The sequence below is a fragment of the Sphingobium sp. CECT 9361 genome (assembly GCF_918741285.1).
Taxonomy (GTDB): Bacteria; Pseudomonadota; Alphaproteobacteria; order Sphingomonadales; family Sphingomonadaceae; genus Sphingobium.
In genome coordinates, this window is the sequence record NZ_CAKKNC010000014.1 from 47,925 (window position 1) to 66,568 (window position 18,644).

15 protein-coding genes are annotated in these 18,644 nt (G+C 58.8%); 7 read left to right on the forward strand and 8 right to left on the reverse strand.

Annotation, left to right across the window (positions count from 1 at the left end; all coding sequences use genetic code 11):
• Positions 1-30: 30 nt before the first annotated feature.
• Positions 31-489, forward strand: a complete 459-nt coding sequence (locus tag LQ220_RS17460; protein WP_230189482.1) for a VOC family protein — start codon at positions 31-33, stop codon at positions 487-489.
• 2 nt (positions 490-491) lie between these two features.
• Here the strand turns inward: LQ220_RS17460 and LQ220_RS17465 are convergent, their stop codons facing one another.
• The 3 genes from LQ220_RS17465 to uvrA all read right to left on the reverse strand — a co-directional run bounded on the left by LQ220_RS17465 (position 492) and on the right by uvrA (position 4,964).
• The gene (locus tag LQ220_RS17465) at positions 492-1,127 is read right to left on the reverse strand and encodes a YqaA family protein (RefSeq protein WP_230189417.1); all 636 of its coding nucleotides are present in this window, start codon (positions 1,125-1,127) and stop codon (positions 492-494) included.
• Positions 1,128-1,176: 49 nt separating this feature from the next.
• Positions 1,177-1,959 (reverse strand): transglutaminase family protein, encoded by a 783-nt coding sequence (locus LQ220_RS17470; protein WP_230189418.1) that lies wholly within the window; start codon positions 1,957-1,959, stop codon positions 1,177-1,179.
• A gap of 110 nt (positions 1,960-2,069) precedes the next feature.
• A complete protein-coding gene (gene uvrA, locus LQ220_RS17475) occupies positions 2,070-4,964 on the reverse strand; it encodes an excinuclease ABC subunit UvrA (RefSeq protein ID WP_230189419.1) in 2,895 nt (964 codons plus the stop codon).
• 194 nt (positions 4,965-5,158) lie between these two features.
• Here uvrA and LQ220_RS17480 point away from each other — a divergent pair, with 194 nt between their 5' ends.
• Together LQ220_RS17480 and LQ220_RS17485 are read left to right on the forward strand one after the other, a co-directional pair.
• Positions 5,159-6,466, forward strand: a complete 1,308-nt coding sequence (locus tag LQ220_RS17480) for an amidohydrolase family protein (RefSeq protein ID WP_230189420.1) — start codon at positions 5,159-5,161, stop codon at positions 6,464-6,466.
• Positions 6,467-7,069: 603 nt separating this feature from the next.
• Positions 7,070-7,429 (forward strand): UrcA family protein, encoded by a 360-nt coding sequence (locus tag LQ220_RS17485; RefSeq protein ID WP_230189421.1) that lies wholly within the window; start codon positions 7,070-7,072, stop codon positions 7,427-7,429.
• A 72-nt stretch (positions 7,430-7,501) separates the two neighbouring features.
• Here LQ220_RS17485 and LQ220_RS17490 read toward each other — a convergent pair whose 3' ends face one another.
• The 5 genes from LQ220_RS17490 to LQ220_RS17510 form a co-directional block, all read right to left on the reverse strand.
• Positions 7,502-8,149 (reverse strand): glutathione S-transferase family protein, encoded by a 648-nt coding sequence (locus tag LQ220_RS17490; protein WP_230189422.1) that lies wholly within the window; start codon positions 8,147-8,149, stop codon positions 7,502-7,504.
• A gap of 54 nt (positions 8,150-8,203) precedes the next feature.
• On the reverse strand, positions 8,204-10,252 hold the full coding sequence (locus tag LQ220_RS17495; protein WP_230189423.1) for a S9 family peptidase: 2,049 nt from the start codon (positions 10,250-10,252) through the stop codon (positions 8,204-8,206).
• A gap of 76 nt (positions 10,253-10,328) precedes the next feature.
• On the reverse strand, positions 10,329-11,594 hold the full coding sequence (locus LQ220_RS17500; RefSeq protein ID WP_230189424.1) for a hypothetical protein: 1,266 nt from the start codon (positions 11,592-11,594) through the stop codon (positions 10,329-10,331).
• A gap of 294 nt (positions 11,595-11,888) precedes the next feature.
• Positions 11,889-14,204, reverse strand: a complete 2,316-nt coding sequence (clpA, locus tag LQ220_RS17505) for an ATP-dependent Clp protease ATP-binding subunit ClpA (protein WP_230189425.1) — start codon at positions 14,202-14,204, stop codon at positions 11,889-11,891.
• A gap of 167 nt (positions 14,205-14,371) precedes the next feature.
• The gene (locus tag LQ220_RS17510; RefSeq protein ID WP_230189426.1) at positions 14,372-14,569 is read right to left on the reverse strand and encodes a DUF1192 domain-containing protein; all 198 of its coding nucleotides are present in this window, start codon (positions 14,567-14,569) and stop codon (positions 14,372-14,374) included.
• A gap of 103 nt (positions 14,570-14,672) precedes the next feature.
• On the opposite strand from LQ220_RS17510, the gene LQ220_RS17515 reads away from it, so the two are divergent.
• The 4 genes from LQ220_RS17515 to LQ220_RS17530 all read left to right on the forward strand — a co-directional run bounded on the left by LQ220_RS17515 (position 14,673) and on the right by LQ220_RS17530 (position 18,560).
• Positions 14,673-15,704, forward strand: coding sequence for an NAD(P)H-quinone oxidoreductase (locus tag LQ220_RS17515; protein ID WP_230189427.1), 1,032 nt, complete (start codon positions 14,673-14,675; stop codon positions 15,702-15,704).
• Between the two features lie 94 nt (positions 15,705-15,798).
• On the forward strand, positions 15,799-16,686 hold the full coding sequence (locus LQ220_RS17520; protein ID WP_230189428.1) for a UDP-2,3-diacylglucosamine diphosphatase: 888 nt from the start codon (positions 15,799-15,801) through the stop codon (positions 16,684-16,686).
• Positions 16,683-17,729 (forward strand): glycosyltransferase family 1 protein, encoded by a 1,047-nt coding sequence (locus LQ220_RS17525; protein WP_230189429.1) that lies wholly within the window; start codon positions 16,683-16,685, stop codon positions 17,727-17,729. Before LQ220_RS17520 ends, LQ220_RS17525 begins: the two co-directional genes overlap by 4 nt.
• Positions 17,730-17,858: 129 nt before the next feature.
• Complete coding sequence (locus LQ220_RS17530; protein ID WP_230189483.1) at positions 17,859-18,560, forward strand: DUF1013 domain-containing protein; 702 nt, start codon at positions 17,859-17,861, stop codon at positions 18,558-18,560.
• The last annotated feature ends 84 nt before the right edge of the window (positions 18,561-18,644 follow it).

Consider the following 18,644-nt stretch of genomic DNA (forward strand, 5'->3'; position numbering starts at 1 on the left):
GTGACACGGTTGCTGCTATTGCCTGCTTTGATGACAGTTTCAATCGTGGAGCAGCATAGCGTGGCGACATCGCCGATCCGCCCATTCCATCTGGCCTTTCCCGTCCACTGCCTTGCGGCCGCGCGAGCGTTTTATGGAGAGGTGCTCGGATGTGAAGAGGGCCGTAGTTCCGACCGCTGGATTGACTTCAATCTGTTCGGTCACCAGATCGTCGCGCATCTTGCGCCGGGGAGTGCCGGAGAAAAGCACTGCAATTCTGTCGACGGCCACGATGTTCCGGTGCCGCATTTCGGTGTGGTGTTGGAACGCGCCGACTGGGACGCTCTGGCCGAACGGTTGCGCGCCGCAGGCACCGTGTTCGGCATCGAGCCGCATGTGCGTTTTGCGGGGCAAGTCGGTGAGCAGGCCACAATGTTCTTTCGCGACCCCAGCGGCAATGCCCTGGAGTTCAAGAGTTTTGCCGACGATGCAATGATATTCGCGACTTAGAGTTAACCGGCTTGGACGGCGTTCGGTTGGCTGCATTTGTCGCTCTTGCCCGCGCCGCCGGTCAACATGGATGCCGCGATAAACCCACCGACGATGAGCACTAGGAACAACGCGGAGAGCCAGCCAAGATACTTCTCGATGAAGGCCTTGATCGGTCGCCCGAATTTCCAGAACAGAAAGCCGACGAGCATGAACTGAAAGGCGCGCGAGACGATGCTGGCCCACAGGAACGTGAAGAGCGGTAGGCCTACGAAGCCCGCCGTGATGGTGATCAGCTTGAATGGAATGGGCGTTGCACCCTTTATCAGGATGATCTCCGCGCCATATTCGCGCAAATAACATTGCGCCGCAGGGAAGCTCTTGGCCAATCCGAGAGTGTCCAGCAGCGCGCTGCCGAACATGGCGAAAAAGAAATGGCCAATCGCGTAGCCCAGCATCCCACCCAGCACCGAGGCCAGCGTGCAGATGAAACCGTAGCGCAGCGCCTTTTCAGGCCGCGCTAGGCACATGAGGCCCAGCAAAGGATGCGGCGGAATGGGAAAGAAGCTCGATTCCATGAACGAAATGGCGAACAACCATCGTTCGGCATGGCGATGGGCGGCCTTGGCCAGCGTCCATTGATAGAGGCGATTGAGCATGCTGCGGTGCGGTAGCGGGTTTGCGCGTGCGCCGCTACCCCAATCGCGTTTAGTCGATGCGGGTCACGCTCACGGACTGGGAGTTCAACATCGCGCTGCCGAAGGCTGTCATGAAAGCCACGTCGGTCGCGTCGCGCCCTACGGCCATCCGCACCATGCCTTCGATCGGGGCCAGACCCGTGGCGTCGACGATATGCCAGGCATCATCCAGCCACACTTCGACGACTGCGTGAAAATCCGGTGGATCGAGGCGCCAGGAATACACCGATGCGATCCGAGCCGGAATGTCATGGGCGCGAACGATCGCTGCGGTCAAATGCGCGAAATCCCGACACACGCCCTGCCGCGAAAGGAACGTGTCGGCAGCGGTGGTGGTCGCGTCCGAACTGCCAGAGACATAGCGGATATGGCTGCGCACCCATTCAACTGCCGCGTGCACGAAGTCGCCGCCGTCCAGTCCTTCGAACTCCTGATGCGCAAAGCTGAACAGGCGGTCCGCTTCGCAATAGCGGCTGGGCCACAGGAACGGCACGACTTCGGACGGAATTTTCGGCAATGGTGACGCGGATAAGCCAAGAACGGATTTATGGGGACGATCAACATCCATCGTGGCGCGATAATTTGCATGGAAAGCGCCGCTTTCTGTGCGCGTCCATGTACGCCGCCCCACACGATTGCCGCCCGGAATGGTGGATAGCGGCCCCGCCCCGGTCACAACCATCTTGTCCTCGATGATCTTCTGGTCCGGCAAGTCCGCTGCTTCTATCGCCAGCAGCAAATCCGTAGGCTCTCGGAAATTATAGTGCAGGTCCGCTTCGATCTGAAGGCGCATGATAGTCTTTCATCGGAGGAGCAGCGTGAAGCATCGAGCAGGATGTTTGTTCCTTGCTAGCTACTACCTGCGGCAATATCATGAATACAATCGGCGAACGCTGAAATTTGTTATGTTTTGAGCATTGCCTTGAGATAATGTCCGGTAAAGCTGGCTTCAGTGGCGGCGACCTTTTCCGGGGTGCCTTCCGCGACCACCATGCCGCCCTTCACGCCGCCTTCCGGACCCATGTCGATGATCCAGTCGGCGGTCTTGATGACGTCCAGATTATGCTCGATCACGACCACGCTATTGCCTTGCTCAACCAGCGCATGCAGCACTTCAAGCAGCTTGCGCACATCCTCGAAATGCAGGCCGGTCGTGGGTTCGTCCAATATGTAGAGAGTATTGCCGGTCGCGCGGCGGGAAAGCTCTTTGGCGAGTTTCACCCGCTGCGCTTCGCCGCCTGACAATGTCGTCGCCTGCTGGCCGACCTTGACGTAGCCAAGGCCAACTTCGACCAGCATTGCCATCTTGTCGCGGATCGGCGGTACAGCCTTGAAGAATTCCACGGCGTCCTCGACCGTCATGTCCAGCACGTCGGCGATCGACTTGCCCTTGAACTTCACTTCCAGCGTTTCGCGGTTGTACCGCTGTCCATGGCACACGTCGCACGTGACATAGACGTCGGGCAGAAAGTGCATCTCGATCTTGATGAGCCCATCGCCCTGACAGGCTTCGCAACGTCCGCCCTTCACATTGAAGCTGAACCGCCCCGGCTTGTATCCGCGCGCTTGCGATTCGGGCAGGCCAGCGAACCAGTCGCGAATGTTGGTAAAGCTGCCCGTATAGGTCGCCGGGTTGGACCGTGGCGTACGTCCGATGGGCGACTGGTCGATGTCGATGACCTTGTCGCAATATTCCAAGCCCGTCACCTTGTCATGCGCACCCGCGATGATGCGCGCCCCGTTCAAGGCGCGCGCGGACGCGGCGTAGAGGGTGTCGATAGTGAAGCTCGATTTGCCCGAACCCGACACGCCCGTAACGCAGGTGAAGGTGCCTAGTGGGATAGACGCGGTAACGCCACGCAGGTTATTGGCGCGCGCATTATGAACTGTTAATTTCTTGCCCGATCCCTTGCGCCGCTTCTTCGGTACTTCGATCTGGCGCGTACCGTTCAGATAATCGGCAGTCAGCGAATCCTTCGACTTGAGGATCTCGTCCAGAGTCCCGCGCGCGACGACCGTGCCGCCATGCACGCCCGCGCCCGGACCCATATCCAGAATATAGTCAGCCGTACGGATCGCATCCTCGTCGTGCTCGACAACGATCACAGTATTACCCAGATCGCGCAGGCGCTTGAGCGTGATGAGCAATCGGTCGTTATCGCGCTGGTGCAGGCCAATAGACGGCTCGTCCAGCACGTAAAGGACGCCCGACAGGCCGGAGCCGATCTGCGAGGCAAGGCGAATACGTTGCGATTCACCGCCTGACAAAGTGCCGCTGGTTCGATCAAGATTGAGGTAGTCTAGGCCCACATTGTTCAAAAAGCCCAGACGCTCGACGATTTCCTTCAGGATTGCCTTGGCGATCTGGTTCTGCTGATCGTTGAGATGCTGCGGCAGTTCGGTAAAGAAACCCAGCGCATCCACCACACTACGGCGGGTGGGGATCGAGATGTCCTCGCCCGCTATCTTAACCGCTAGCGCTTCGGGTTTCAGACGCGCGCCATGGCAGGTCTCGCAAGGCTGCGCCGTTTGATATTTGGACAGTTCTTCGCGCATCCACGCGCTTTCTGTCTGGAGCATTCGGCGATTGAGGTTCCCGATGACACCCTCGAAAGCTTTCTTGACCTCGTAGAATTTGCGTCCATCCTGAAAGCGCAGGGTAACTGCCTTGCCGCCGGTGCCGTGCAGGATGACGAGTTGCACTTCGCCGGGCAGATCTTTCCACGGCGTATCGAGCGAAAAGCCGAACTCTTTCGCAAGCGATCCCAGCACCTGCATATAATAAGGACTAGGCGGATTGGATTTCGCCCATGGAACGATGGCGCCTTTTTTCAGGCTCAGGTCTTCGTTCGGGACGACAAGCTGGCTGTCGAACAGCAGTTTTTCGCCCAAACCGTCGCATGCGGGGCAAGCGCCTTGCGGGGCGTTGAACGAAAACAGGCGCGGCTCGATCTCAGCAATGGTAAAGCCGCTGACCGGGCAGGCAAATTTCTCCGAGAACACGATACGGTTTGCGGGGATGCCGGTGTTTTTCATCTTGCCGGTCGTCTGGGTCTCATCTTCGCGACCCGGCACGTTCCCATCCGCCAGATCGACATAGGCCAGCCCGTCGGCCAGCTTCAGCGCTGTCTCGAAACTCTCAGCCAGCCGCGTCTGGATATCATCGCGCACCGCAATACGATCCACCACGACTTCGATGTCATGCTTAAGTTTCTTGTCGAGGGCAGGGGCATCCTCGATCTCGTACAGTTCGCCATCAATGCGGACGCGCGTAAACCCGGCCTTCTGCCACTCCGCCAGTTCCTTGCGATACTCCCCCTTGCGACCGCGCACGACGGGGGCAAGGAGGAAGAACCGCGTTCCTTCGGGCAACTGCATCACGCGGTCGACCATCTGGCTGACGGTTTGCGCGCTGATCGGCAGACCCGTGACCGGCGAATAGGGAACGCCCACACGCGCCCAGAGCAAACGCATGTAATCGTATATCTCCGTTACCGTGGCCACGGTGGAGCGGGGATTACGGCTCGTGGTCTTCTGCTCGATGCTGATCGCCGGGGACAGCCCGTCGATATGCTCGACATCGGGCTTCTGCATCATCTCCAGAAACTGTCGCGCATAAGCCGATAGGGACTCGACATAACGCCGCTGCCCCTCGGCATAGATAGTGTCGAAAGCGAGCGAGGACTTCCCCGAACCAGACAAGCCGGTGATGACGATCAGGCTGTCACGCGGCAGATCCACGTCCACGCCTTTGAGATTATGTTCGCGCGCTCCACGCACGGAGATATGAGTCAGCATGGGGCGCTTTGTTCCACATTTGTTCAGGTGAGGCAAGGGGGCGAACGGGACGGTCCGCGGCAGCAATATGGGGCGGCAGGGTAGCCGGGGCAAGGCCGGAAGACACCACTGCGAACACTTCTGTTGTTAACACTGGACGAAGAGCGCGTTTGGCAGGAATGTGCCTGTCAAACACGCGGCAAAAGGGTGAGGCTATGGAGTATCGGTCAGGCAAAAAGTGGCAAAATCGGCTGACGATGCCTTTTGCGCTCATCGGCTTATTGCAACCCGCATACGCTTTCGCACGAGATACCTACATTCATGCCGGGCGTATCATCGATGTGCTGGCTGGGACGGTTTTGACCGATCAGAGCATTCATGTGCGCCACGATCGCATCGTTGCGGTAGGGAAGTGGACAGAGCCACCTGCGGACGCGACTGTAATCGACTGGACGAAACGCACCGTACTTCCTGGGCTAATCGACTTGCACACGCATATTGCGGACACGGGTACTTCGGAAGATGTCGCTCTTCCGGTCAAGACGTCACCAGTCCAGACGGCCTTGCTGGGTGTGCGGAACGCGCGGCTGACGTTGAAGGCGGGTTTCACCACCGTGCGCGATCTGGGCACATATCGCGGTCTGGTCGATGTCGCGGTGCGCGATGGGATCGAACAAGGATTGTTTCCGGGACCACGAATGGCCGTTGCCGGCGCATATCTTACTATTCCCGGCGGGGGTGGCGAAATAACAGGTCTGCCCGTCGGAATGGCAGTGCCCCCCGACATGCGTCTGGGCGTAGCCCGCAATCCGGCCGAAGTGCAGCAGAAAGCCGAGGCGTTGTTCGCAAGCGGCATCGATCAACTTAAGGTGATCGGAACCGGCGCGGTGCTGGCCATCGGCACCGAGCCGGGAACCGAAGAAATGACCGTCGACGATATCGCCGCAGCGGTGGCTGTCGCCAAGGCACATAACAGCTACGTCACCGTCCACGCCCATGGTGCTGCCGGGATCAAGACGGCCATCCGCGCCGGCGCACGCTCCATCGAACATGCCAGCCTGATCGATGACGAAGGGATCGCACTGGCAAAAGCCAAAGGTGTGTGGCTCGTCATGGACGTCTATGACGGCGACTATATCGACAGCATCGGCACGCAGCAGGGCTGGCCCAACGAGTATCTGCGTAAGAACCTGGAAACCACGCAGACGCAGCGTGACGGCTTTGCAAAGGCAGTCAAAGCAGGCGTCAGAATCGGTTACGGCACAGATGCGGGCGTATATCCGCATGGCTGGAACGCCCGCCAGTTCGCTTATATGGTGCGCTTCGGGATGACGCCGATGCAGGCGATTCAAGCGGCGACAATCAGTGCCGCGCAACTGATGCAGCGCGAAAAGGACATCGGCGCAATTGCGCCAGGGCGCTTTGCAGACATCATTGCAGTCGATGGAAATCCGCTGAACAATATCCGGATCCTCGAAAATCCCCCGAAAGTGATGAAGGCTGGAGTAGTTGTCGAGCAATAATATGTCTCGATCTGACGCATCTGCGTAGCAATAAAGCTCTATCATCATCCCTGACAGATGTTATTTGTCGACTAGGAACCGTCGTTCGTCGACTGCAGTGTCGTTCGCCGACAGGGATGGTCCGCTATCGAAGCAACCGCCCAGCGTACACGGCGTTGCGATATGAATAGCCAAAGCGGATGGCGCTGCCCGTGCAGCCATCGCTTTGAGTTTTGAGAGATCCTGAAGTGCCCGACAGCATGAGCAGGATGCGCCCCCGGTCATCCCTTGCACCGGGGGCGTTTTTAGTTCTCTTCCCAAATCCGGCGCAGTTCCACATTTCCTTTACGGAAACCGCGATTAATGCGTTCGTCCGCTTCGACGAATGACCGTTGGTCGTTACGCATATGCTGTTTATCGACAGCGCCGCTGTCCGCCGATGCTACGGGATGCTGGTCGAACCGAGCGCGATCAATGTGCACGCCCGGCCTAGAAAGAAAGGGCAGGACGGATCGCAACGATCGCAACAAGGATCGACGGTTCCCCGCCCCGGAATGGCTCTGCCGCCCCCAAAACGGGCAGGACCACTCCAGGTCCAACCCACTGTTTCGAGGAGATTTTGCCATGTCCGTATTTTCCACCAAGACGAAGAGCTTCACTGCCGCATTGGCTGCCGCTGCCGCCCTCGTCGCTGGCACGCCAGCATTTGCAGAAACCTTCGTATCCAACGGTCGCAGCGTCGAAGTCCGTCACGGCGATCTGGACCTGAACAATGCTGCAGGCCGTCGCGCCCTTAACGCCCGCATCTACAAGGCTGCTACCAAAGTGTGTGCAACTGCTGACGCCCGTGAAATGATGGCATGCCGTGAGAAGACGCTGAACCACATCAAGCAGCCGATCAGCGCCGCCATCGCACGGGCCGAAACGAAGGCGCGCTATGCTGACGCGACGCCCGTTAGCGCAAGGGTCGTCGTCGGTAACTGAACGTGAGCGCCGCGATGACGAAAGCCCCCGGCGCGGATTGTGCCGGGGGCTTTTGCATATCGGTGTCCTGGCTCAGGATGGCGATGGTGTTTCGCTATTCGCCTGAGCCTCCGCAATGAGGGCACCGTCAATTGCCTTTGCCTTCAGATAAGCGGGACGCTGCGCGATACGCTCGGCATATTCAGCGAAGACCGGCCGTGTAGGAATTGAATTGAAGGCCAATCCCCAACCGATTTGCGATCCTACATAGACGTCGGCAGCGGTGAATCGATCGCCACATATCCACTGCTTGCCCGATAAGGCATATTCCAACCCGTCCATTGCCTGGTCGAACGTACCGTAGCCCATCATCATCGACTTATCTGCAGGCGTTTCCCACTGCATTGCCCGATTGGTGACGGCTGCTTCGATCGGGCCGGCAGCAAAGAACAACCAGCGATAATAGTCCGCGCGCTCATCGGCTTTGGGGGCCAAACCAGCGTCCGGAAATGCTTCAGCCAGATAGGCGCAGATGGCCGCACATTCCGTTATGACTTTGCCATTGTGGACGATGGTCGGAACCTTGCCCATTGGATTGATCGCAAGATAATCTGGCGCCTTCATGGTCGTTCCGTAATCGAGCAGCACTTGCTCGTAAGGCGCAGCTACCTCTTCCAGCATCCACCGCGCGATTTGCCCGCGCGACATCGGGTTGGTGTAGAATGTAATCGTTTCGGTCATCGGCTTATCTCCCATAAATAATCGGAACATATCACGAACAAATGTTCGTGCCAATCAGGGTTTGCTGCGATATTTATCGAACCAGGCGAGTATAGCCGCTGCCTTTGCCGCCGACTGGGAGGGTCGTGCGGTGAAGCCGCCGTGGCTGGCCCCCGGTACTTTCACCAGAGCCGTTGGCACACCCTGAATTTGGAGCGCTGCATAATATTGTTCCGATTCGCTGACCGGCGTCCTGTAATCTTCGCTACCCACGACAACCAATGTCGGCGTCTTCACATTGCCGATGAGGCTGAGCGGCGAGCGTGACCAGTAGGACATGGGATCTTCCCAAGGCTTCTTTTCGAACCAGTAACGGGAAGTGAACAGCGTATTGTCCATCGTCAGCGCCTCGCTGATCCAGTTGATTACCGGCTTTTGCGTCGCCGCCGCCTTGAACCGATCGGTTTTGCCGACGATCCAGCTGGTCAGCACGCCGCCGCCCGATCCGCCGGTAACGAACAGATTGTCGGGATCGACCACGCCCAATGCAATCGCCGCATCGACCGCCGCCATCAGGTCGCCATAATCGTCACCGGGATATTTGTGGTGGATCAACTGTGCAAATTCTTCACCGTAGGACGTCGATCCGCGCGGGTTGGTGTATAGCACCGCATAGCCCGATGCCGCATAAAGCTGGTCATCGGTCGAGAAGGACGGGCCATAGGCCGACGCCGGCCCACCGTGAATTTCAAGAATCATCGGAACCCGCGTTCCCGGCTGATAGCCCGGCGGCGTGACGAACCATGCGGGAACCGTACGGCCATCTGAAGCTTTCACGCCCAGTTCCCGAACCTGCCCCAGCGATTTGGTGGCCAGCAGATTATCGTTCAGCCGAGTCAATTGTCGCACCTTGCCACCCTGCGCGACGGAAATATCTGCGGGGCGATAATAGGTGCCGCTGGTGAAGGCCACTATGCCACCCTTTGAAACGGAAAAGTCGCCACCGCTGTAGGGACGATCCAATCCCGCGCCCGCGAGGCTTGTAGCGATTTGTGTTACACGTCCGTCCAGAGTGACCCGCGCGACGCGGTTGACACCTTCCTGATCGTAGAGCGCATAGAGGCTTTTGCCGTCGGCAGACCATTCGATCTTGTCGATGCTGCGGTCGAGATTGGCGGTGATCGTCCGCGCTCCGCTGCCGTCGCGGTTCATGATAGACAGGCGCGTGTTTTGATAGGCGAGGCGTTTGTCGTCGAATCCAAGATAAGCAACTTGTCGCCCCTCCGGGGAAATGACTGGGCTGTTATCAGGTCCGACGCGCGTCGTAAGCGGCGTGATTGCGCCAGAGGCGGTGTCGAGCGCATAGATTTCGCTATCGAACACCTGCTGCTGCCAATCGGGTTTGCGCACCGATGTGAACAGGATGCTAGCGCCGTCGGGCGTCCACGCGAGCGGGCCGCCGTCATTATAGTCGCCGAAACTGAGCTGACGCGGTGCGCCGCCATCGGCGGGCACGACGAAGATATGACTGTATCCCGGCGTAACATACCCTCCGCCGTCGTTGCGATAATCCACACGGTCGATGATTTCGAGCGGCGGTGCCCATTGCGCACCTTCCGGCTTTTCGGGCGCCTTGCCCAGCTTCAAGCCTTCGCCCGGCACGTTCATTGTATACGCGATCTGCTTGCCATCGGGGGACCAGGCAATGTCTTGCGGCGCGTCCGGCAAGCCCGTCACGCGGGCGGTGGCATGGTTTGTCATCCAGTGCACGAACAGTTGCGGCTTCTCGCCCGGTTCGCTGGCAATATAGGCGATGCGCTGGCCACCTGGCGACCAGCGGGGCTGGCTCGCATTGCCGGACGACCCGGCTGCGATGGGAGTCTGCTTGCCCGTCCCGACATCGATCAGCCATATGCTGCTGCGAGCGCGATCGGTCATTATATCGCCAGACTTGCGCACATAAGCGATGGTCTTGCCATCCGGGCTAATCTGCGGATCTGTCGCGACTTCTAGCGCGAAGAGGTCGCGACCTTGTAGCACAGGGCTTGGTACGTCTTCGGGCGCGGCCATCACAGGCATTGACGCAGTGAGAAGCAGCAGGGAAATCAAAGATTTGCGGATCATGGTATCGCCTTCACCAGAAATGGGGAGGGCGACACCATGATGCTTTTTCATGTCCGCGCAAGGGGGGGTGACAGCCTCAGCAGCCTACGCCTGCGGCACCGGCCAGCATCCCGCCCAGACCGCCCCGGCATTTCTTCTTCGGCTTTTCGGATTGGCCCGCCGTGCTGCTGTCTTCTCCGCGCATCATGCCACCCATATTGGGGCCATTGATAAACCACATGCTGTTGGATCGATAGCGGACGCGCGCCGTCCATTCCGGCTTCCACGCGGCCTTTGGATTGTCCGGGCGGGGTGGATAGGCGAAATTGGCTTCCGGCCCATAGGCATAAAGATTACCCATCATGAACTGGCTGGCTGCCTGTTTCACTTCGGCAGGCATGATACAACTTGTCTGGCTGGGCGGCAGGACGACCTTTTGCGCAATCAGGCGATTCACCGTCGCGGGTGCAATCCAATCCCACAGCGCGCCGCCGAAATTCTGCGTGGTGGAGGACGACCACCACACCATGTCGTTGGCCTGTCCGTCCGGTCCGGGATTGAAGCCCATCGTCCAAGCGTAATAGCCCGTCGCATTGGCTACGCTGTTCCAGTTGAGCATCGTCGCGCCGCCGGCCATGTCGGAGGCTTTGCCGGTGATGGCGGGGAGGAAATCCTGCGCGAGGCTGAACTTGATCTCCGGCGAATAATTGCCCGCGATGCGATGCTCGCCGATCAGGGAGCTATCGGCTGACACCGTCTTGCGATCCTTGCCATTGGGCCATTCGCCATAGGTCTTGCTGTTGGCCAGACTTATCGCCCAGTCGGCCGGAATGTTCACGCCCGACGTAAACAAACCCGGCGGCACTTGTCCGGCGGCGACCTTGGCGAAGTCGATAACGACCGGCTGGTTCTTGGGTGCGTGTGGGCCGCACCCCCAGAAAATGAGCAAGCGGCCTTTAGGCTTCTGGAAGTCTTTGGGCATTTGCTTGCCGTCTTCGCGGGGCGTGGCGGTGCCGGGTGTGGGTGTATAGAGCGGCACCGACTTGCCGAGCTTTGCGCCCGTCGGCATAAAATGGTCGGCCTTGGGGGCACCCGGTGTTGCCGCACGAGTGGACCCAAGCCGCAGGTCGAGCGTGTGGATCATCTTGTTCCCGCCGCCGCCGAACACCATCGAAAGACCCGCACCCATCCCGCTACCCATGGCAGCGATACCCGACGTCGTGCTGGCATCGATCGTGTAGCGCGCGATTGGTGCGACACCCTGTTGCGTAACCCCCGGAGTGGCGAGGAGGGCGACCAGAGCGGCGGCTGTCGAAAGACGGCCTGTACGGTTTAAGATTCGGCGCGAGAGAATAGGCATCATCACATTCCCCTGTTGGAAACGACTACAATGCGACCGCTTTTCTTGTGCCGGTCACATAGCATGGATGCGTCATGAACATATCAGGGAATTTGCGTTGTGATGCGGATCACGGGGGAGTTTACTGCTTCGAAATCCTGAACGTGTTTTGGGATCCGTTATGCCTCAGGCGCTGCGCCGAGAGAATAAACCGATCCTCAAGCACGTTCAGGAGAACGGATGGGTTGAATGCTGCATTAGCTCCAACGAAAAAGGGCGACCCGCAGGCCGCCCTTTTCTCATCCGATATGTGTGGGCTTATTTCGCCTTCACAGTTGCTTTTGGCTTGCCACCCTTCTTGCCCTTTTTGGGGGCCGCCGCGGTGATTTCGAAGGCCAGAGCGTCGTCCTTCAACCGGACATGCACCTCGCCGCCGTGGACCAGTTTGCCGAACAGTAATTCTTCGGCAAGCGGCTGCTTGATCTTTTCCTGCATCAGGCGGCCCATGGGGCGCGCGCCGTACAGCTTGTCATAGCCGCGCTTGGTCAACCATTCCTTCGCATCGTCGTCCAGCGTGATGTGCACGTCTCGGTCGGCCAGTTGCAGTTCGAGTTGCAGAACGAACTTGTCGACCACGCGGGCAACGACTTCGGTCGGCAGATAGGCGAACGGTACGATGGCATCCAGACGGTTGCGGAATTCCGGCGTGAACAGCTTCTTCACGGCCTCCTCGCCAACATCGTCGCGCGTCAGGGTGCCAAAGCCGATGCCTTCCTTCTCCATATCCGACGCACCGGCGTTGGTGGTCATGATGAGGATGACGTTGCGGAAATCCACCGTCTTGCCGTGATGGTCGGTCAGGCGACCGTTATCCATGACCTGCAACAAGATGTTGAACAGGTCCGGATGCGCCTTTTCGATTTCGTCGAGCAGCAGCACACAATGCGGCTGCTGGTCGATAGCGTCCGTCAGCAACCCGCCCTGATCGTAACCGACATAGCCCGGAGGCGCACCGATCAGGCGACTGACCGAATGCCGTTCCATATATTCCGACATGTCGAAACGCTGGAGCGGAATACCGAGCAAAGTGGCAAGCTGCCGAGCGACTTCGGTCTTGCCGACGCCCGTGGGGCCGGAGAACAGATAGTTGCCGATTGGCTTGTCCGGATCGCGCAAGCCCGCACGGCTCAGCTTGATCGCCGATGACAGCACTTCGATGGCCTTGTCCTGACCGAAGACGACGCGCTTCAAGTCGGTCGAAAGCGTTTCCAGCACACTCTTGTCATCCGAAGACACCGTCTTGGGCGGGATGCGTGCCATCGTAGCGATGACTTGCTCGATCTCCTTGGGCGTGATCGTCTTCTTCCGCTTCGACGGAATCACCAGCATCTGCATGGCGCCCACTTCATCGATCACGTCGATCGCCTTGTCCGGCAATTTGCGGTCGTTGATATAGCGCGCCGACAACTCGACAGCGGCCTTGATCGCGTCAGGCGTATACTTGACGTGGTGATGCTCCTCGAACGCGCTGCGCAGACCGGCGAGGATCTTGATCGTATCCTCGACGGTCGGCTCATTCACGTCGATCTTCTGGAACCGGCGCAGCAAGGCGCGGTCCTTTTCGAAGTGGTTGCGGAATTCCTTATAGGTGGTCGATCCGATGCAACGGATCGTGCCGCCCGAGAGCGCAGGCTTCAACAGGTTCGACGCATCCATCGCCCCGCCGCTAGTCGCGCCAGCACCGATGACGGTGTGGATTTCGTCGATGAACAGCACCGCGTGCGGCATCTTTTCCAACTCGTTGACAACCGCTTTCAGGCGTTCCTCAAAGTCGCCGCGATAGCGGGTGCCAGCCAGCAACGCTCCCATGTCGAGAGAATAGATAACCGCTTCGAGCAGAACCTCGGGTACGTCCTTCTCAACGATTTTCCGCGCCAGACCTTCCGCAATCGCGGTTTTGCCGACACCAGGATCGCCTACATAGAGCGGATTATTCTTGGACCGGCGACAGAGAATCTGGACGGTACGGTCGACTTCCGGACCACGGCCGATCAATGGATCGACCTTTCCGTTCATCGCCTTTTCGTTCAGATTCACCGTAAACTGGTCGAGGGCGCTTTCTTTCTTGCCCTTGCTGTCCTGCTTCTTGTCGTCTTCCACGGCGCCTTTGACCTCTCGCGGTTCAGGCGCGGCGTTGCCTTTGCCGACACCATGACTAAGGAAGCTGACCGCATCTAGGCGGCTCATGTCCTGCTGCTGCAGGAAGTAGACGGCATAACTCTCACGCTCAGAGAACAACGCCACCAGGACATTGGCACCGGTAACTTCGTCCTTGCCGGACGACTGCACATGCAGGATCGCGCGTTGAACCACCCGCTGAAAACCGCTGGTAGGGGAGGGGTCGGTAGCGCCTTCCACCTTCAGGCTGTCGAGTTCGGTATCGAGATACTGGGTCACTGCATCGCCCAGTTCGCCGATGTCCACGCCGCAAGCCTGCATGACCTTGGACGCATGTTCATCGTCTATCAGCGCCAGCAACAAATGTTCCAGCGTCGCATATTCATGGCGACGTTCGGACGCATGGGTGAGCGCATTGTGCAGCGTGGTTTCGAGCGCAGCGGCGAAGGAAGGCATTTGACGTTACTCCTGTGCCCAAAGGACGGGCGTGTCTGACCCTATGTCGGCATCCATCGTACCCCGATCAAGGGATACGATTTCCTCCGCGCAATCATTGTCTTGCATAAAGGCTGGCTGCGTAACTTCACTATAGTGCCTAAGAAGGCGGCCAGGCCGATTTGCGATCATTTTTTGAATAACGCCTCGGCGCTTGCCTTATGGTTAACGGCATAGTCGCGTCGCTTCAGCGTCCGCGCTATTTCCAGTCGCAGCGTCTCAATGCGTGCATCCAGTTCGGCCACCGAAAATGGGTCGAGATCCTGCCGCGTCAGCGCGGCCAGAATATCATCGGCCTTTTTGGGCTGATATTCGTCCATGTCCATCTAGTGAATGTTGACCCGAATTCATTGTCTGTCAATAAGAGTGCTGGGCCGCTCATCGCGTTTTATTTTGCGGTGCAGCAATTCGCCGGGGAATAGCACAAGTATGGCAACCACGATGGCGGGCATAAATCAAATTCCCAAGGAAATGACAGCTATCGGGATTCCGCAGTCCGGCGGTCCCGATGCGCTGGTGCCCGAACGGCGCCCGGTTCCTGTTCCCGGCGAAGGCGAAGTGCTGATCCGGGTTGCGGCGGCCGGCGTCAATCGACCTGATGTGTTGCAACGTATGGGCAAATATCCTCCGCCGCCTGGCGCATCCGACATTCCGGGCCTTGAAATATCCGGCATCATCGTTTCTGCCGGATCGGAAGGCGATGCCGCGATGGTGGGACAGGCTGTGTGCGCGCTGATCGCGGGGGGTGGATATGCCGAATATGCTGTCGCGCCGACCGTGCAGTGCCTAGCGGTTCCCGAAGGCTACGACATGATCGAAGCGGCGGCTTTGCCGGAGACGCTTTTTACCGTTTGGACCAATCTGTTCGAGCGCGCCTATGTCGTCGCTGGCGATACAGTGCTGGTACACGGGGGGACGAGCGGCATTGCGACTATGGCGATCCGCCTGTGCAATCTGTTCGACATCGACATCATCGTCACATGCGGATCGGATGACAAGTGCAAGGCCGCGCTGGATTGGGGCGCGACCCATGCCATCAATTATCGCGATGCTGACTATGTCGCCGAAGTAAATCGGATTACGGACGGTGCCGGGGTGCAGGCTGTACTCGATATGGTGGGCGGCGATTACGTGCCGCGCAATCTTGCCTGTCTCGCGCCGGACGGCCGTCATGTTTCGATCGCTGTTCTCGGGGGACCGAAGGCTGAAATCTTCATCCCGCAGATCATGCAGAACCGGTTGACGCTTACTGGTTCCACGCTGCGTGCGCGCTCCGTGGCCTTCAAGGGACTGGTAGCCGATGAGTTGGTCCGTACGGTCTGGCCCTTCGTCGAGCGCGGCAAGCTACGTCCGGCCATGGATCGCACCTTCCCCTTGGAACTGGCCTCCGCCGCTCACGCGCGGATGGAAGCGGGCGACCATGTGGGTAAAATCGTGCTTGTCGTCAGCAGTTCGGTTTAGACCTGCAAGTAGTATTTCCGTCATATTTCAACTTAAAATGTAACAGAGTGAAGCTAATGATTCATTCCCGAGGACGTTATCCTTGGGAGTGCACATGGATAAGATTACCCGCCTGCCGTTTCTGGCCGACGTTGACGATCTGGATCACGTAGATCTTCTAGTGCCGGAAAGCGATGTCGAAGGACGTCGTAAATATCGCACGGTCTGGATTTCCGATATTCATCTTGGCACCCGCGGTTGTAACGCGAAGCTGCTGATCGACTTTCTCGACAATGTCGACAGCGAGACGATGTATCTTGTCGGCGACATCATCGATGGTTGGCGGCTGAAAAAGCGGTTCTACTGGCCCGCCGCGCATAACGATATCGTCTGGCGCATCATGAAGCGCGCAAAACGCGGCACTCGCGTCGTTTATATCCCCGGCAATCATGATGAAATGTTCCGCCAGTTCACCGGCCTCAATTTCGGCGGCGTCGAAATTCGGCGCAAGGCGATCCATGAGACGGCGGACGGTCGGAAACTTCTGGTTTTGCATGGCGATGAGTTCGACACCATCATGCTTGCGCATCGCTGGCTCGCCTTTGTGGGCGACGCAGCTTATCACGCACTGATGAGCCTCAACCTCTGGGTCAACAAGGTGCGTAACTGGTTCGATCTGCCCTATTGGTCGCTGTCAAAGATGGCCAAGCACAAGGTTAAGAATGCCGTCGAATTCATCTCCAAGTTCGAGGAAGTGGTGGCGCATGAGGCCGGTACGCGCGGCGTCCATGGCGTCGTTTGCGGGCATATCCACAATGCCGAAATCCGCGAAATCGCTGGCATTGAATATTATAATGACGGCGATTGGGTGGAAGGCTGCACGGCTCTGGTCGAACATATGGACGGCCATATGGAAGTCCTCCACTGGGCGGATGAGATTGCTGCGCGTGAAGCGGCAAAGGCTGCCGAAGCTGCGCGTGCTCAGGAACTTATGGCGGCATGAAGGCCAGCGGCCCCCAACGCATCGTCATCGTCACCGATGCATGGACGCCGCAGGTCAACGGTGTCGTCCGCACGCTGCAATCGGTCAGCGCAGAGTTACGGGCGATGGGGCATCAGGTGCAGATTATCTCGCCCGATCAATATGGGTCCATTCCGTGCCCTACCTATCCGGAAATCCGGCTGGCGCTGGCACGTGCACGGACCATCGGGCGGGTGATTGCGGATTTTCAGGCCGATGCCGTGCATCTGGCAACGGAAGGTCCGCTGTGCTTGGCGGCGCGCCATTGGTGCCTGCGTAATCGGGTACCGTTCACCACGGCCTATCACACCCATTTTCCCGATTATGTCGCCAAGCGAACCGGACTGCCGGCGTCATGGTTCTGGCGCTATATCCGCTGGTTCCACGGGCCTGCACAGTCAGTACTCGTGTCCACGCGCTCCGTCCGTGAGCAATTGCGCGCCCATGGCATAGCGCAGGTTCGGCCATGGGGCAGGGGGGTCGACCAGACCGGATTTGGCCCCGACGTACAGCCGCATCCTGCCTTTGCTAACCTACCGCGACCGATCCAGCTCTATGTGGGGCGCGTCGCCATTGAGAAAAATCTGGAAGCCTTTCTCCAAAACGGCCATCCTGGCACTAAGGTAGTCGTGGGCGACGGCCCGGCCCGCGCCGCGCTGGAGCAGCAATTTCCCGATGCGCTGTTCCTGGGGGCGTTATCTGGACCCGACCTCACGGGTACTTATTCAGGTGCCGATGTGTTTGTCTTCCCTAGCCGCACCGACACCTTCGGCCTCGTCATGATTGAGGCGCTGGCCTGCGGGACCCCCGTTGCGGCATATCCCGTCACTGGTCCGGTCGATATCGTGACGCCGGAAACCGGGGGTCTTTCCGAAACGCTGGAGGATGCCATCGCCCAAGCATTGACCCGCGACCGGGATGCCTGCGCGGCCTATGGCCGTTGCTTCACATGGAGAGTGAGCGCCAGTCAGTTTCTTGCGGGGCTACATCCGGTGGAACCGGGAGCGCTCGCCGACGCAGCCTGAGTCCACATTCCAATGCTTTTCCTTGCTGTCTGCATTAGATTGGATTACATCTCCGCTACGACAGGCCGTCCCGCGAGGGGCGGCCCTTATTGTTTGTAGTTTCGGAGAGCTTACGTGTCCCAGCCGCTCATGCCCCATGCGACCGCCAGTTGGCTGGTCGACAATACTGCCCTCAGCTTTGAGCAGATTGCTGAATTCTGTGGCCTGCACATATTGGAAATCCAAGCGATTGCAGATGACACGGCCGCCACCAAATATACCGGCCGCGATCCCGTGCGCGCCCATGAATTGACGATGGACGCAATCCACAAGGGTGAAGCCAATCCCGATTATCGCCTGATCATTCAGAAGGGGCCGGAACCCGTCCGTCGCACCAAGGGTCCGCGCTATACGCCGGTGTCGAAGCGTCAGGACAAGCCGGACGGTATCGCCTGGATCATCCGCAACCACCCGGAAATCTCCGATGGTGCCATTGGCAACCTGATCGGCACTACGCGCACCACCATTCAGGCGATCCGTGAACGCAGCCATTGGAACATTGCCAACATCACGCCGAAGGATCCGGTGACGCTGGGTCTCTGCTCGCAGCGGGAACTGGACGCACTGGTGACGAAGGCCGCGAAGAAAGCAGGTATCGAAGCGCCCACCGACCTCCGTCTGGATGGCGACCGCGCCGCCCTGATCGAAGAGTTGCGCCGCGAACGCGACGACAACGTACGTCGTGCCGAAGAAGCGCTGCATGCCGAATCCGCCGAGCATGCTGCCGCGGAATTCATCAACGAAGCAGCAACGATCATCGACCCGTTCAGTAGCAACAAGGGCGAAGTCTGAATCGCCACTAACGGCAGCAATGCCAGTGAATAAAATTAGCGGGGTGCGATGCCGTTACGGCATCGCACCCTTTTTTATGCGTCC

What these genes read in the sequence shown, in the direction of transcription:
- LQ220_RS17460 (WP_230189482.1), top strand. Translation starts at nt 31, where the DNA reads ATGACAGTTTCAATCGTGGAGCAGCATAGCGTGGCGACATCGCCGATC.
- LQ220_RS17465 (WP_230189417.1), bottom strand. Translation starts at nt 1,127, where the DNA reads ATGCTCAATCGCCTCTATCAATGGACGCTGGCCAAGGCCGCCCATCGC.
- LQ220_RS17470 (WP_230189418.1), bottom strand. Translation starts at nt 1,959, where the DNA reads ATGCGCCTTCAGATCGAAGCGGACCTGCACTATAATTTCCGAGAGCCT.
- uvrA (WP_230189419.1), bottom strand. Translation starts at nt 4,964, where the DNA reads ATGCTGACTCATATCTCCGTGCGTGGAGCGCGCGAACATAATCTCAAA.
- LQ220_RS17480 (WP_230189420.1), top strand. Translation starts at nt 5,159, where the DNA reads ATGGAGTATCGGTCAGGCAAAAAGTGGCAAAATCGGCTGACGATGCCT.
- LQ220_RS17485 (WP_230189421.1), top strand. Translation starts at nt 7,070, where the DNA reads ATGTCCGTATTTTCCACCAAGACGAAGAGCTTCACTGCCGCATTGGCT.
- LQ220_RS17490 (WP_230189422.1), bottom strand. Translation starts at nt 8,149, where the DNA reads ATGACCGAAACGATTACATTCTACACCAACCCGATGTCGCGCGGGCAA.
- LQ220_RS17495 (WP_230189423.1), bottom strand. Translation starts at nt 10,252, where the DNA reads ATGATCCGCAAATCTTTGATTTCCCTGCTGCTTCTCACTGCGTCAATG.
- LQ220_RS17500 (WP_230189424.1), bottom strand. Translation starts at nt 11,594, where the DNA reads ATGATGCCTATTCTCTCGCGCCGAATCTTAAACCGTACAGGCCGTCTT.
- clpA (WP_230189425.1), bottom strand. Translation starts at nt 14,204, where the DNA reads ATGCCTTCCTTCGCCGCTGCGCTCGAAACCACGCTGCACAATGCGCTC.
- LQ220_RS17510 (WP_230189426.1), bottom strand. Translation starts at nt 14,569, where the DNA reads ATGGACATGGACGAATATCAGCCCAAAAAGGCCGATGATATTCTGGCC.
- LQ220_RS17515 (WP_230189427.1), top strand. Translation starts at nt 14,673, where the DNA reads ATGGCAACCACGATGGCGGGCATAAATCAAATTCCCAAGGAAATGACA.
- LQ220_RS17520 (WP_230189428.1), top strand. Translation starts at nt 15,799, where the DNA reads ATGGATAAGATTACCCGCCTGCCGTTTCTGGCCGACGTTGACGATCTG.
- LQ220_RS17525 (WP_230189429.1), top strand. Translation starts at nt 16,683, where the DNA reads ATGAAGGCCAGCGGCCCCCAACGCATCGTCATCGTCACCGATGCATGG.
- LQ220_RS17530 (WP_230189483.1), top strand. Translation starts at nt 17,859, where the DNA reads ATGCCCCATGCGACCGCCAGTTGGCTGGTCGACAATACTGCCCTCAGC.